Origin of the sequence: Vibrio sp. ED002 (genome assembly GCF_023277445.1) — a bacterium.
Lineage (GTDB): Bacteria > Pseudomonadota > Gammaproteobacteria > Enterobacterales > Vibrionaceae > Vibrio > Vibrio jasicida.
The window spans coordinates 993,708-1,006,945 of the sequence record NZ_CP080239.1; the positions used below are offsets into that span (position 1 = coordinate 993,708).

Genomic DNA, 13,238 nt, shown 5'->3' on the forward strand with positions numbered 1-13,238 from the left:
TCACAATTATGTGACACCTTAACTAAGGTAAAACCCCAACCAAGCATATGAAAATAATAGCTTATTAATCAAAGTTTAGTTAGTTTGCATGAAAACTAGAAATTGAATCAGCTTAATGACTGAGAACAAGGCCGCCGGTGCCAATCAAAAGCGGTAGAAAAGCGAACAAAATGTCAAAACTAGAAGAACGCTTGGCGAGCCTGATCAGTAAGGGAGAAGAGAAGAACATGACCATCAAGTATTGGATTGCATAGTCAGAAGGAATCACAAGCAACATGACAACGTGCGTCATAATATGAATAACCACGCCCCACGAATGAGGTTTGGTACGCATCATCAAAGCAAGCGAATACAGAAAACTAATAGCAACAGGCATAACTCAATTCTTTAATTAATAATGATTCTCATTTTCAATATTATGTCATTGTTGTCATTGCTTCAACTTTGTTTTGTCTATCATTTGAATCGTTATTATCAATCAACATAATAAGTAAAATTATCAACAATTTCTTTCCTAAACGTTTGCGTAATCGCTAACCTTCTCTTAACCTTGATTTGAGGCTTTCATCACGATTTTTCCATTGCTATAGTTCACCCATCAGAACAAACAAGACCATTCGAGGCATGGAGCTTCCTCGCTAATCTCAAGATGAGAAGAATAGGTACCGAAAACATTCGGCAGATTTAAGAGGGTCAAATAATGGAGATGAATATGGTTGAGATTTTAGGTTACGCGGCATCAATCATGGTTGCTATTTCGCTGACTATGAAAGACATCGTTAAACTACGTATCCTAAACTTCATCGGCTGTGCACTGTTCACTGCATACGGTCTAATGATTGATGCGTGGCCTGTTGTGCTAACAAATGGTTTTATTGCATGTGTTAACGTGTACTTCCTTGCTAAAATGCAGCAGGAAAAAAAAAGCCTAGCGCCTGAAGAAGCCTAGTAGAAATGATTTTAGAAAGCCCGTAAGTGTTACGCTTACGGGCTTTTTCGTTTGTTTCTTTTGATCCGCTCGTGCACTTTCGTTATCGTATCCAGTTCAACTCTAGAGTTTCACGACGCGAAAACATTTCTACATGAACCGACACAACGCCCTTCACTTTTTCTAATGACTCTTCAGAGTCCGCCTCACAAGTTATCAGTAAACGCTCCCCCTCTAACTTGAACTCCGTATTTCCAACAGGAAATGTCACCAAACCTTTTTCATCATTCCAAGTCGCCGGCACTTTACGTGCGAAGTGGCGACACAAAGTCACGAGATATTTCGCCGCATGCTCGCTTTCAATTACAGTGGTTTCTTTGATCAATTTCAGTCCCTCGTCCCTTTCATAAAAAAGGCTCTCGTACGAGAGCCAAACATCTAAGGTTGTTGTTATTGCCCTTAGAGTTAGAATTGATAAGCGGCAGACAACTTGTAGTTACGCCCTGGTTCGTAATCGTCTAACGTAATCCCCCTTGCTGTGCCCGAGCGAGAGGCGTGAGACGTGTAAAGCTCATCAAATACGTTATCAATACCAAAGGTGACCGATAGCCCGTCAACGTTAGAAGGCACCCATTGTGCGTACAAGTTGTGAACATCGTAACTGTCTTTCTTCGGTTGGCCGTCAAACACATTGTCTTCCTCAAGCACAAACATTGAGTTCCAACCAAAGATGGTTTCTAACGAATCAGATTGGTAATCTAGCGTTAAAGCGATGCTGTCCCCCATGTCAATACTACGGCCATTGCCTCCCGCTACTGGGCCGCCCGTATCTTTGTTCTTTGTATCCGACTTAGAGTAAGACAGTTTGCTGCCGAAGCTTTCGTAACCGTAGAAAGCGCTTGCTTCAAAACCTTTGATCTCGACATCACCTTCATTGTAAATAAGGTATGTTTGAGTCGCTCCTTGATACGCTTCTGCAATGTAGTCATCAATATCGGTTTGGAACACGGTTAGGTTTGCGCCAAATGTGTGTTCATTTACCGTCTTATTGAAACGAACACCACCTTGGGTATTGAGTCCCGTTTCTGGTTTCAAACCATCTTGTAGGTAAGCCACATCTTGGTAAGCAATAAAGGTTTCCATCAGTTCTGGACCTTTAAAGAGCGAACGAGAACTTGCAAACAGTGTCCAGTCTTGTGTTACTGCCCACTCTGCCGCTAGTGCCCATGTCACTTTGTCGTAATCGTTGTTAGCTGTTTCTGCTTTGCGTTGGTAGTCGTCAAATCGTAGGCCGGCCGTGATCGAAAGCGCATCCGAGATAAAGAATTGGTCTTCGACGAACAAAGCTGTAGAAACCGCAGATTCATCCATGAACTTGCTACTGCCATAGTAACTTTCAGAAGTTTTATCCATGTAATCAAGGCCGTAAGTCGCGCGATGATCAAAGTTCCCCATAGTGAGCAACGATTGGAATTTTGCACTTAAGCCAAAGTTCTGGTTTTTCGCGGTATTTTTCGATAAACGGTTTGCTGGCCAACGCGGCGCCATGACAGATTCATCACGGACGATTTCGGTTTCAGTGTTATATAACGTGACGTCCCCTTGGTGTTGCTCACCACGAAGCTCATAATTTAATGTGACCGTGTCACGATCATAATCGGTTGGAATCAGAAGCTCACTAGACAAGCCATTATTAGCGTTACCAGACATATCAGGGCGTGGGTTGTAATCACCACTGTCACGATACATATCGTATGAGATTTCTAGTCGGTGGATATCACCAAACTCATAGCCGAGCTTACCTAAGATGTTGTAAACATCTCCTTCCGCACCAAAGGTTTTATTGCCATCACCATCTTTAAAGTCATCACGTGTTACGTAGTGACCATAGACCATCGCGTCCACGTTTTCAGACAGTAATCCATAAAGTGTTAGGGAACCTTGTTGGTTGTCGTTAGACGCATAACCGCCGTAAACGCGAGCACCAAAGTTTTCATCGTAACGCAGCAGATCACGAGCATCTTTAGTCTCAAAGTACACTGAACCACCAAGACCGCTTTGAGTAACTGAGTTATTACCCACTTGGATATCTGCTGACTTTAGAATGTCTGGGTTGAGTGTAAGGTTCCCAATATGGTGGAACATGTTGGCATGCTGAGAGGCGCCGTCTAAACGGATATCAAGATCGGTTTCACCAAGACCACGAATGGTGATACGTTGATTGACAGAATGTGTACCACCCACGTCGACGCCGGGAATATCACGAAGCAAATCAGACATGTGGTCAGCTTGTTTGAGCGACATGTCGTCGGCAAACATTGATTCGGTGTTACTGGATACCTTCGTACCCCATACCACTACCTCTTCGAAGTGAGAATCTTGATCTTGGGCTAAAGCGGGATGAGCAAGCGCCACCCCGACAGCTAGGCATAGGCTTGAAAGCTTAATTGATGAGCTAACTGGGCTTTCCATAAACGTCTTCCTAAATATAAATGATAATAATTCTCACGTATGATAGGGTCGCTATTGATAAATACAAAGACGAATCACTTATGCGAAATCGCATAGGTGTTATGAGGAAACGTCAAATGGCGGAAGAGACCAAAAAAAGAACTAAAATTGCCAAAGTGGCTCTAACCAAAAAGCTTGATCAGACTGAAAAACAGATCATTGTAACCCAAGGTCAAAGTAATCAAACCCAACTCGCGGAAGGTCAATTCCTCTCCTACCAATACAACGACCAAATCTTTGTTCATGGCGGACGTTGCATTGAATTAGTCGATTCGAATATCGTTTCAACCGCACATTCTGCACTACTGATTACCATTCTTTTGGAGGGAAAACTCTCTTTTGGTTACGATGACCTCCAATTTGACTTTGACGCAAGCAAAGGCCCACAAGGCGTGGTTGTTAACCTAGCTAAGCCTGCAAACTTCCGCCGCTCGCTGATTCAAAACAACCGAATGAATAAGATTAATATTCTTATTAAGCCACCTTGGTTGGAATCGAGAATGGCGGGACATTGCGGTCACAAGCGCTTTATTGAAACTCACCAAGCCTTTTACACGCTGGAGCTTAATGAGACGTTAATTGATTTGACACGAGCTCTCACTCAACATGAATCTCCGACAAACATGAAAGATCGTATCGGGGTAGAGAGTTTGATCTACCAAGTGCTCTCCCACTCGATTGGGCAAATGCCAGACGACTACTGCGCAGAGTGCGAAGAGAAAAAGCGTTCTGGCGATGCTCGAATCGAGGATGTAGTCAGTTATATCGAGACGCACCTCGAAGAAGATTTAACCTTAGAGCGCTTAGCAGAACAGTTCTCGATGAGCGTTTCTAATCTGCAGCGTCGCTTTAAACAATCTTTTAATATGACCATCAACGGTTACATCCGTCACCGCCGCTTAGAGATCGCTCGCCAGCATTTGGAGCGCGGATTAGTGACTATCACAGAAGCGGCATACGAGGCGGGTTACCACCACCCATCAAACTTTACCAATGCCTTCAAGAAAGTGTTTGGTGTTCCGCCACACGAGGTCGTAAACAGCCATTAATGGTATCCATATATACCCAAGTGACTTCAAGATGCAGGATTCAGAGCGTTGTCATTGATTCGAGAGTAAGGAAAACAACGCAGTGTAATAGCTAGCTCTTTCCAAGTTGTTTGACGCAGCAATCGGGTCAATGACACGCTCCCAAAGGGCGAGCTGCCTTGGCTTGTATACTTTGTTGCCGATTCTTGATTTAGAATGACTAGATCTTTAAATCGCCGCCGCGTCTACAAACCAAGTCATTCTCGCTGAACCTAGCATCTCGAGGTTACTTGGGTATAAACGCCACAAAATAGGTTTGCTCTCAAAGCCCTTTGGGAAGATAAACACTTGGCGTTATACTCGCGAGAAAGGTTTTCTGAAATACAGAGGTCATCATGAATATTGGTGCAGTTGCGAAATTAACAGGGTTGTCTTCTAAGTCGATTCGTATGTACGAAGACAAAGGCATCATCTCGTCACCGGCTCGCAGCGATTCAGGCTATCGCGAATATTCTGACAAACACATCCAAGAGCTCAACCTTGTTTCTCGAGCGAAAAACGCAGGATTCTCACTGCAAGAATGCAAAGAGTTCGTTCAACTGGCGCACAACCCAAATCGCAAGAGCAGCGAAGTGAAAGCGCGTACGATGGATAAGCTTCATGAAGTTGAGCAAAAGATCGCTCACTTGTTGGAGATTAAAAAGCAATTAGAAGGTTGGGTTTCATCTTGCCCAGGCGATGCCGAGAGCCGATGTCCAATCATTGACGAGCTCACCAAGTAAGCTCGCCAACCTTTCTATTTCGTTTTAATTTAATGGATATAGCTTTAATGGTAAGTGCACATACGCTTGCCATTAAGCTCAATGATATTAAAAGGTGTCTCGTAGATATCTTCCAACGTGGATGCCTGAATCACCTCCTCCACTTTGCCAGTGGCAACCACTTTGCCCTTCTTCAACGCAAGGATCTCGTCGGAGTAACAAGCCGCAAAGTTAATATCATGAATCACCACAACCATGGCTTTATTCATATCGTGAGCAAGGCGCTGAACGACTTTCATGATCTGTAGCGAGTGCTTGATATCAAGATTATTCAATGGCTCATCAAGGAAAACGTAATCCGTATCTTGTGCTATCACCATCGCAATAAACGCCAACTGTCGTTGACCACCACTCAATTCATCTAAGAACTTATCTTGAATTTCTTTTAGGTCTAAGTAGTCAATTGCTTGGTCGATGATCGCATGGTCATCTTTGGACAAGTTGCCTTTTGAATAAGGGAATCGCCCAAACGAGACCAATTCTTTTACGGTAAAGCGCATCGTAATCGTGTTTGCTTGGCGTAACACCGCCAGCTTTTTTGCGAGCTCTTTGGTGTCCCATTCCGCAATCTCTTTGCAGTCAATCATGACACTACCGCCATCTCGCTCGGTCAATCGTGACGCCATGGACAGCAAGGTACTCTTTCCTGCTCCGTTTGGACCAATAATCGATGTCACCTTCCCTTTCTCAAATTGGGTATCCGCACCATCAACCACTTTGTTAGAACCAAATGCTTTGGTTAATTTATCTATAACTATCATGTTTATACGACTTTGTTTTTCAGCAGTAGATACAAGAAGTAGATACCACCAATAAAGTTAATCACCACGCTCAGCGTCGTTTCAAATGAAAATAGGTTTTCTATAATCCACTGCCCCGACAACAAGGCACAAATTGCCATCAATGAACAACCGACTAACAAGGTACGATGCTGGTAAGAGTGGAACATTTCACGGCTCAAGTTCGTCACCAATAAACCAAAGAACATGATTGGCCCGACTAAAGCCGTCGAAATGGCAATGAGAACCGCAGAGAGAATAAAGACATTGCGCGTCACTTTAGGGACTTCAACCCCTAGACTCTTAGCGTTGTCTTGGTCTAGCCAAAAAACATCTAAAGTGCGATGCATGCGATACAGCAACCAGCAAGCGATGAGTAATATTGGCGAGCTGAGATACACCAAGTTCACCTTCACATTGTTGAAGCTGGCGTACAGTTTAGATTGCACAAACGCAAACGTATTTGGGTCCATCAGAAGGGAGAAGAACACTGCAATATTGCTAAACAACTGCCCAAAGATCAGCCCCACCAACAACAAAGTGATGAGATTGCGCCCACCTTTTGAAAAATAAAACCCAAACAGCAACATCGAAAAGCCTACCATCACCAATACAGCAATCGAAAAGTTGATGTAAACATTCAGAACGAGTGCGCTTAAACCACCAAACAACAAAACAATCAGCACTTGCGTCAACACATACAACGCATCAAATCCCATGATACTTGGAGTAAGAATCCGGTTGTGGGTAATGGTTTGGAACACCAATGAAGATTGAGCAATCGCAATACCCGCTAATACCATGGCTAATACTTTAGGCACACGTCGCGACAAAAAGTATTGGTAGTTATCTGCTGTTAAGCCAATACCAATAAACAGAAACGCAAAAAGCAGCGCGACGGCTGCCAATAAGAACAGTTTCTTGGAATCACGCACTTTGCTTACCTCGCAACAACATCGCGATAAACACCACTCCACCCAAGATACTGATCACGATTGAAATCGGCATTTCATGAGGGAAGATGATCAATCGGCTAACCAAGTCACACGCCAAAACGAGTATTGCCCCATACATGGCAGTAAGCGGGATATTGCGTTTAAGATTGTCGCCATAGAAGTAACTGACTAAGTTTGGAACGATAAGCCCAAGAAACGGCAGTTGACCAACGATCATCACAACACTGGCAGACATTACCGATACCAAAAGTACACCTAACGTCACCACTTGTTGGTAGTTAAGACCAAGGTTTACTGCAAAGTCTTTACCAATGCCAACAGCAGAGATACGCGCGGCAAACAGGTAGCTTAAAAGCGCCACAGGCACGGCAATGTAAAGCAGCTCAAAATCACCACGCAAAATGTTGGCAAAATTCGCTACGCTCCACGCTGAAAGACTTTGTAGTGCATCGTATTTGTAGGCAATGAAAGTAGTAACGGCGTCAACAACGTTACCAAAGATGATGCCGACGAGCGGTACAAACACGACACTTTTGAATTGGATGCGTTGAATGAACTGGACGAACATCAAGGTCCCCAGAATAGAGACAGCAAAGACAAGCCAAAGCTGTTCGCCATTACCAAAAAACACCACACTCATTACGTAACCGAGCATGGCACACTCAATCGTGCCCGTTGTTGAAGGCGCGGCGAATCGGTTTTGGCTAATTTGCTGCATCACTAATCCAGCGATGCTCAGCCCTGCTCCGGCAAGAAGAATGGCAAATAGACGCGGAATTCGGCTAGTAAAGAAGAGTTCTATTGCTTTTGCATCGCCCGAAAACAACTGTTGGGGTGTCATATTTGCCACCCCAACAAACAACGATGCGACGCTTAGAACAATAAGAACAAGCAACAACTTTTTCAAAGTTAACCTCAGCTAGCTTTTTTACAGATCGATCGTGTGTTTGATTTCACTCACCATCTTTTCCGTTGCTGTTACGCCAGACATTGCTAAGTACCATGCATCAACATCTAGGAAGGTTATTTTCTTGTTCTTGTAAGCCGAAGTTGCTTTAACCAAATCGTTATCCAACGCTTTAGCGAGGTCATTGTCAGACTTTGCATGAAGTGAGTTTCTATCAATGACTAGAATATTTTTCGGGTTAGCTTCGCGGATAAACTCGTAAGAAATGACGTCACCGTGCGTTCCTGTTTTGAGGTTCTTCACTGTTTCAGTAAAGCCAAAATCTGTGTAAATCGCGCCAAAACGAGACTTCGCACCGAATGCACTGATGTTGTCTCCGATACTCAAAATCGTGAGCGCATCATTATTATTGGTTTGGTTGTATTCGCGAATCGCCTTGAACTGTGCATCCAAGTTTTCGATTTTTTGCTCAACCTTATCCTCTATGTTGAAGATCTTACCAAGATTACGCCATTGTGCTTTTGTGCCCTGCCAGTAATCTTCTTTCTCTCCTGATGCAAAAACGACTGTTGGGGCAATTTCACTTAAATCATCGTATTTCGATGAACCACGAGGACCAACCAAAATCAAATCTGGTTTTTGCATATAGATCGTTTCGAAATCTGGTTCAAACAAACTACCAGCAGAGGTGTAATTGTCTTTATTGTATTTCGATAAGTATTTAGGAAGATGCGAGGCATTCGAGACTGCAACAGGATCGATATTAAAGCTATCGAGCATATCAAGAGGGCCAAAGCCAATCACAACCACACGCTTTGGTGATTGTTCGACTTCTGTCGTTCCCATGTAGTGATCGATGTTGACGGTTGCAGCAAAAGCAGGTGAGATTGTGAGCAGCGAAACAAGAGCCGCACTGACGAGTTTTTCCATTATTTTAAACCTTAAATGAGATCCGTTATCATGCGCATTCGCAATATATCGTTACTCACATAGGCATTCAACCGATTATTTAATAACTTTACATTCGTTACACTTCTAAATTGGCTTAATAAATCAACAAATTAAAGTGTATCTATATCGGATTTGAGACGGTAAGCTCAAAATAATAATTTTCATGTTTATCTCGTGATCGAGTGCTTATACTTCAAAACAAGTCTTATCAAAAAGGATTAGAAAATGAAGAAGTTAGCATTAATGGTTTTTGTCGCAGCGCAACTGATGGCTTGTACAGAGGTGGGCAGTGAAGCGTGGTGTAACGACATGAAAGAAAAGCCAAAAGGCGAATGGACTGCTAACGAAGCGTCTGATTTTGCTAAAAATTGTGTTTTTAAATCAGAGTAAACACACATTGTTCTGATTGAATGACAGATAAACCAGATAGCCCGCAGCTTTTATTTTTAGAATGGAATCGTTGCGGGCTATTCATAGGCATCAAGAAACGCTTTTAGTGCAAGTTCATCAACAATCTCTAGCCCCTGTTCGCCCTTTCTGATCAAACCCTTGTCCATTAAATCTTTCACCGCTCGGCGATAAACACGCCCGGAAGTGCCAAATCTTTCGGCTTCTTGGTTTACTTTGCCAAATCCACCCAACAATGTATTAGTCTGTTTTTGTACTAACAAATCATAAGCGATGTTGTAAGTAATTGGGTGTAACAAGCGATTGGTATAGATGTCCATTGAATCCTGATAGTCCTCCGCCAAAGCAGAGGCAAAGAAGAACATCATGTCAGGTTGCTGATGCAGCGCCTCAGTCAGTTTTTGGATACAGATGATATCCACCTGCATGTGTTCATCAGCTACCACATTCCATTGGCAAGGCGTTTGTGTGAAGTACTCCATTTCACCATAGATATGATAATCGCAATTGGCTTCACCCAGTTGGAAACGACGTCCATTAGCTGCAATGATGCTCATCGAAACTCGACCGACTGGCACAACATAGAGATATTGAAGTTGTTCACCTTGGCGAAGGATCTCTTCACCAGAGTCAAAGTATCGACTGCCGATTTGGCATTGATAGATTAAGTCACGAAACTCGGCACTTTTCTGTTCTAGATAGCTTTTGAAACGTCCAGTCGGATAAGGGCTTATTTTCACGTGAGTTTCTCTTTAATGACAACAATCTCAAATAGATTGTACTCGCTAGAATCGTTTGATGACAGCCAATAAAAAAGCGACACCAAGGTGCCGCTTAATAAATTAACTAAGCTGTGATCTGGTTAACCCTGTGCAATTAAGGCTTCAAGAGCAGCGTAAGACGCTAAACGCTCCCCTTCCATCATCACTTGCGCTTCATCTACGTACTGCCCTACACCTTCTTTCACATCCTGCTGATACAAAACCACATTGTTCAGAATGGAGGCTACATTCAAACCACGCAGCCTACCGACGGTAAACAGAGCTGAGGTTTCCATATCCGCACCGAGAATGCCTTTCTTGTTCCAGTACTCGCAGATCGTTTCTTCGTCGTCGGTATAGAAGCTGTCATGAGAACGAACCACGCCTAAATGATAGCACGCCTCATTTTCGGCTAAATAGCTGTCCAGCGCTTTCAGTAACGAAAAGCTTGCGTAAGCCGGATAAGAAGAGCGAACGTACGCTTTCGAGCCACCTTCGTCTCTCACTGCGCCTTCAGCCACAATCAACCCACCAAGTTGAATGCCAGATTGCATCGCGCCAGCCGATCCCACTCGAATCACATCTGTCACACCACACTGTTTTAGCTCTTCCACCGCAATGATCATCGATGGAGCGCCGATACCCGTACTACACACTGATACGCGCTGACCTCGGTATGTCCCCGTAAACACTCGATACTCACGGTTTTCAGAGACCAGTTCTGCGTTATCAAATAACGCGGCAATACGGTTTGCTCGATCTGGCTCACCACACACGATCACTCGAGGTGCTATTTGAGTGCTGTCTACGCCAATATGAGGTTGTTTCATCATTGGCTTAACCTTGAGCTGTCGCTTGAGTTAGGGTCTTCTCACCGTTGCGTTTTGCGCTACGTGCCCACTCTCTTGTACCGTTTGCTGCGATGAACATGAGAATTGCGTATTGAACCGACATTGCGTACACACCTTGTGTCGCGTAAATACCAACGCTGATGATGTTGATTACGACCCAAAGAATCCAGTTCTCAACGTACTTACGTGTCATCAAGATTTGCGCCACGATAGAAAGCACGGTCATGGTTGCATCCCAGAATGGGAAAGCATCTGGCTCTAAGACAGGCTCAGACAAACCTGCACCGAACACATTTAGCGTATCAACGGCAATGTTAGCCAACGCAAAGAAGAATGGGTCGATGTAAATCGTTAACATCGCAATCGCAACAATGCTTACTGAACCTGTCGCGATCAGCTTCTGTTTGCTTAACCAACGAACCTCAAGTGTCTCACCTTGTGCATTTGGTCTTGTCCATGCATACCAGCCATAGATGTTGGCGCAGAAGAAGAAAAGTTGAAGCAGAAGCAATCCGTAAAGCTGAATCTGGAAAAAGATAACGGCAAAAAGTGTTACGTTCAGCAGACCGAACAAGTAGTTAATGGTTTTTTCTTGGCTCGCAAACCAAATACAAAGCAGACCGAAAACCGTACCAAACGCTTCGATCCAGCTCATTGCATAGCCACCACCAATGGGAATATTAACAAGGGTGTTGTTGATGTCTAACAGGGCAAATAGGTCCATGAAGGTGTCCTTTATTATTGTGCTTGGGATGCGCTCATCTTATTGCCTCGCAGCAAACAAAAAGGAGGACATTTGTCCTCCCTTTGATGTATCCGATCATAAATCAGATCAATAATTGTTTTAAAGTGCTTTGATGGCACTTGTCACCTTAAAGCGTTTACGACTCATGCCCTAAATAGCGCTTTTTGAAAGAGGACGCAGAGGCAAAAAATGCAGTTGCAATGAACGTAAAAGCGATGCCCGACAAATAGACGAATTCTTCGTTTGCGAGCAGTTCATAAACACTGACTACAAATACGAACAATACCAACATTACATTGATACGATGAAACCAAGGTCTCTTAGTTGAATACTGTGCGTATCTCTTAACAAACATAAAAAAATTCCATTCACCACAATAATTTATAAATCTATTTATAGACTCTTCTAATAATAAGCTTTCCTGTGAATTTCTACACGATGTCTTTCACTTTACGCGCAAAAAATCACACTTTGATGGGCTTATTATGTAAAAAGAAGGCATTTACTTTCTAAATCCATTCAGAAAGCTAACCATTATAAGTTTAGATAAATAACTAATTGAGTACGAATAACTTCTTTATTCGGAGAGACACTTCACACTGTTACGCTCAACCAATGTAGGTTCAAGCTGTACAACCTGAGCTTCATCAGATTTATCATCCAGTTTTCGCAATAAGGTTTCGACTGCAGCTTGCCCTAGACGGTATTTCGGTTGGTGAATTGTTGTCAAAGATGGAGACATGAATTTGGCGATATGGATGTCATCGTAGCCAATAATGGATAACTGCTCTGGAATTTTAATGCCTAGCTCGTTAGCCGCGTTAATTGCGCCCATTGCCATCATGTCGTTGGAGACAAAAATCGAGCTTGGTAACGGACCACGTTCCGCCATTTTCTTGAAGGCTTGATAACCACCTTCACATTCAAAGTCAGATTCAACAATCCAGTTTGCATTGAACTCAAGCTCAGCTTCAATCATTGCTCGCTTATAGCCTTCATAACGCATTTGCGCTTGATGCTTGATTAGTGGACCTGTAATACAACCAATCTCTTGGTGGCCGCAGTCGATAAGGTATTTAGCTGCAAGATAACCACCACGAAGTGAGTTGTCTTGGATCTTATCGCTGGTGAACAGCATAGGGCCCCAGTCCATCACTACAACCGGAATATCCGGGTAACGCTCGAATACGTCAATGCGCTCCCCTTCTAACGATGAACACATCAAAATCAAACCATCAACACGCTTTTGCAATAACGTATTGATAGATTCACGCATGCGCTCGTTATCACCTTCTGTGTTACACAGGATCAGGCTATAGCCTTTATGGTAGCAACTGCGCTCAACACCTTTTACGACTTCACCGAAAAATGGGTTGGTTGAGGTGGTCACTAGCATACCAATGGTTTTGGTACGGTTCACTTTGAGGCTACGCGCCAAAGCAGACGGCGCGTAGTAATTGAGCTCTTTGGCAGCGTTGTTGACTCGTTCCGAGATTTCTTCACTGACAAAACGAGTTTTGTTAATAACATGGCTCACAGTTGAAGTGGAAACCCCTGCCAGTTTTGCGATGTCTTTCATCGTTGCCATGTTA

The 13,238-nt window shown here is 43.5% G+C and carries 16 protein-coding genes; 4 read left to right on the forward strand and 12 right to left on the reverse strand.

All coding sequences use genetic code 11. From position 1 onward, the window contains the following. Positions 1-112: 112 nt before the first annotated feature. The gene (locus tag ITG12_RS21055; protein ID WP_038867962.1) at positions 113-376 is read right to left on the reverse strand and encodes a hypothetical protein; all 264 of its coding nucleotides are present in this window, start codon (positions 374-376) and stop codon (positions 113-115) included. 324 nt (positions 377-700) lie between these two features. Here ITG12_RS21055 and ITG12_RS21060 point away from each other — a divergent pair, with 324 nt between their 5' ends. Continuing rightward, positions 701-949, forward strand: coding sequence for a YgjV family protein (locus tag ITG12_RS21060; RefSeq protein ID WP_038867963.1), 249 nt, complete (start codon positions 701-703; stop codon positions 947-949). Between the two features lie 82 nt (positions 950-1,031). On the opposite strand, the gene ITG12_RS21065 is transcribed toward ITG12_RS21060, so the two are convergent. Next, on the reverse strand, positions 1,032-1,313 hold the full coding sequence (locus ITG12_RS21065; RefSeq protein WP_038867965.1) for a DUF2218 domain-containing protein: 282 nt from the start codon (positions 1,311-1,313) through the stop codon (positions 1,032-1,034). Between the two features lie 80 nt (positions 1,314-1,393). Next, complete coding sequence (locus ITG12_RS21070; protein ID WP_248875002.1) at positions 1,394-3,400, reverse strand: TonB-dependent siderophore receptor; 2,007 nt, start codon at positions 3,398-3,400, stop codon at positions 1,394-1,396. Between the two features lie 116 nt (positions 3,401-3,516). Here ITG12_RS21070 and ITG12_RS21075 point away from each other — a divergent pair, with 116 nt between their 5' ends. Both ITG12_RS21075 and cueR read left to right on the forward strand, forming a co-directional pair. Then, positions 3,517-4,488, forward strand: a complete 972-nt coding sequence (locus ITG12_RS21075) for an AraC family transcriptional regulator (RefSeq protein ID WP_248875004.1) — start codon at positions 3,517-3,519, stop codon at positions 4,486-4,488. A gap of 374 nt (positions 4,489-4,862) precedes the next feature. Then, complete coding sequence (gene cueR, locus ITG12_RS21080; protein ID WP_005437780.1) at positions 4,863-5,249, forward strand: Cu(I)-responsive transcriptional regulator; 387 nt, start codon at positions 4,863-4,865, stop codon at positions 5,247-5,249. A 44-nt stretch (positions 5,250-5,293) separates the two neighbouring features. Here cueR and vctC read toward each other — a convergent pair whose 3' ends face one another. From vctC to ITG12_RS21100, 4 genes are read right to left on the reverse strand one after another with little or no spacing between them, the layout of a single operon-like run. Continuing rightward, positions 5,294-6,049: an iron chelate ABC transporter ATP-binding protein VctC gene (gene vctC / locus ITG12_RS21085; RefSeq protein WP_038867972.1), complete on the reverse strand. Its 756-nt coding sequence runs from the start codon at positions 6,047-6,049 to the stop codon at positions 5,294-5,296. A 2-nt stretch (positions 6,050-6,051) separates the two neighbouring features. Next, positions 6,052-7,002 (reverse strand): iron chelate uptake ABC transporter permease subunit VctG, encoded by a 951-nt coding sequence (vctG, locus tag ITG12_RS21090; protein WP_248875006.1) that lies wholly within the window; start codon positions 7,000-7,002, stop codon positions 6,052-6,054. Next, positions 6,995-7,930, reverse strand: coding sequence for an iron chelate uptake ABC transporter permease subunit VctD (gene vctD, locus ITG12_RS21095; RefSeq protein WP_038867975.1), 936 nt, complete (start codon positions 7,928-7,930; stop codon positions 6,995-6,997). The genes vctG and vctD overlap by 8 nt, the downstream gene beginning before the upstream one ends. 21 nt (positions 7,931-7,951) lie before the next feature. Then, a complete protein-coding gene (locus ITG12_RS21100; RefSeq protein WP_248875008.1) occupies positions 7,952-8,860 on the reverse strand; it encodes a siderophore ABC transporter substrate-binding protein in 909 nt (302 codons plus the stop codon). Between the two features lie 246 nt (positions 8,861-9,106). Here ITG12_RS21100 and ITG12_RS21105 point away from each other — a divergent pair, with 246 nt between their 5' ends. Beyond that, positions 9,107-9,271, forward strand: coding sequence for a DUF3012 domain-containing protein (locus ITG12_RS21105; protein WP_078609721.1), 165 nt, complete (start codon positions 9,107-9,109; stop codon positions 9,269-9,271). 77 nt (positions 9,272-9,348) lie between these two features. Here the strand turns inward: ITG12_RS21105 and ITG12_RS21110 are convergent, their stop codons facing one another. From ITG12_RS21110 to ITG12_RS21130, 5 genes are all read right to left on the reverse strand, one after another. Further along, positions 9,349-10,029 (reverse strand): Crp/Fnr family transcriptional regulator, encoded by a 681-nt coding sequence (locus ITG12_RS21110; protein WP_248875010.1) that lies wholly within the window; start codon positions 10,027-10,029, stop codon positions 9,349-9,351. Between the two features lie 122 nt (positions 10,030-10,151). Then, the gene (locus tag ITG12_RS21115) at positions 10,152-10,883 is read right to left on the reverse strand and encodes a nucleoside phosphorylase (protein ID WP_038867983.1); all 732 of its coding nucleotides are present in this window, start codon (positions 10,881-10,883) and stop codon (positions 10,152-10,154) included. Positions 10,884-10,887: 4 nt separating this feature from the next. Beyond that, positions 10,888-11,625 (reverse strand): nicotinamide riboside transporter PnuC, encoded by a 738-nt coding sequence (gene pnuC / locus ITG12_RS21120; RefSeq protein ID WP_005435753.1) that lies wholly within the window; start codon positions 11,623-11,625, stop codon positions 10,888-10,890. A gap of 157 nt (positions 11,626-11,782) precedes the next feature. Further along, the gene (locus tag ITG12_RS21125; RefSeq protein WP_038867986.1) at positions 11,783-12,001 is read right to left on the reverse strand and encodes a hypothetical protein; all 219 of its coding nucleotides are present in this window, start codon (positions 11,999-12,001) and stop codon (positions 11,783-11,785) included. 222 nt (positions 12,002-12,223) lie between these two features. Next, on the reverse strand, positions 12,224-13,234 hold the full coding sequence (locus tag ITG12_RS21130; RefSeq protein WP_005435752.1) for a substrate-binding domain-containing protein: 1,011 nt from the start codon (positions 13,232-13,234) through the stop codon (positions 12,224-12,226). Positions 13,235-13,238: the final 4 nt, after the last annotated feature.

What these genes read in the sequence shown, in the direction of transcription:
- ITG12_RS21055 (WP_038867962.1), bottom strand. Translation starts at nt 376, where the DNA reads ATGCCTGTTGCTATTAGTTTTCTGTATTCGCTTGCTTTGATGATGCGT.
- ITG12_RS21060 (WP_038867963.1), top strand. Translation starts at nt 701, where the DNA reads ATGGAGATGAATATGGTTGAGATTTTAGGTTACGCGGCATCAATCATG.
- ITG12_RS21070 (WP_248875002.1), bottom strand. Translation starts at nt 3,400, where the DNA reads ATGGAAAGCCCAGTTAGCTCATCAATTAAGCTTTCAAGCCTATGCCTA.
- ITG12_RS21075 (WP_248875004.1), top strand. Translation starts at nt 3,517, where the DNA reads ATGGCGGAAGAGACCAAAAAAAGAACTAAAATTGCCAAAGTGGCTCTA.
- cueR (WP_005437780.1), top strand. Translation starts at nt 4,863, where the DNA reads ATGAATATTGGTGCAGTTGCGAAATTAACAGGGTTGTCTTCTAAGTCG.
- vctC (WP_038867972.1), bottom strand. Translation starts at nt 6,049, where the DNA reads ATGATAGTTATAGATAAATTAACCAAAGCATTTGGTTCTAACAAAGTG.
- ITG12_RS21100 (WP_248875008.1), bottom strand. Translation starts at nt 8,860, where the DNA reads ATGGAAAAACTCGTCAGTGCGGCTCTTGTTTCGCTGCTCACAATCTCA.
- ITG12_RS21105 (WP_078609721.1), top strand. Translation starts at nt 9,107, where the DNA reads ATGAAGAAGTTAGCATTAATGGTTTTTGTCGCAGCGCAACTGATGGCT.
- ITG12_RS21115 (WP_038867983.1), bottom strand. Translation starts at nt 10,883, where the DNA reads ATGATGAAACAACCTCATATTGGCGTAGACAGCACTCAAATAGCACCT.
- pnuC (WP_005435753.1), bottom strand. Translation starts at nt 11,625, where the DNA reads ATGGACCTATTTGCCCTGTTAGACATCAACAACACCCTTGTTAATATT.
- ITG12_RS21125 (WP_038867986.1), bottom strand. Translation starts at nt 12,001, where the DNA reads ATGTTTGTTAAGAGATACGCACAGTATTCAACTAAGAGACCTTGGTTT.
- ITG12_RS21130 (WP_005435752.1), bottom strand. Translation starts at nt 13,234, where the DNA reads ATGGCAACGATGAAAGACATCGCAAAACTGGCAGGGGTTTCCACTTCA.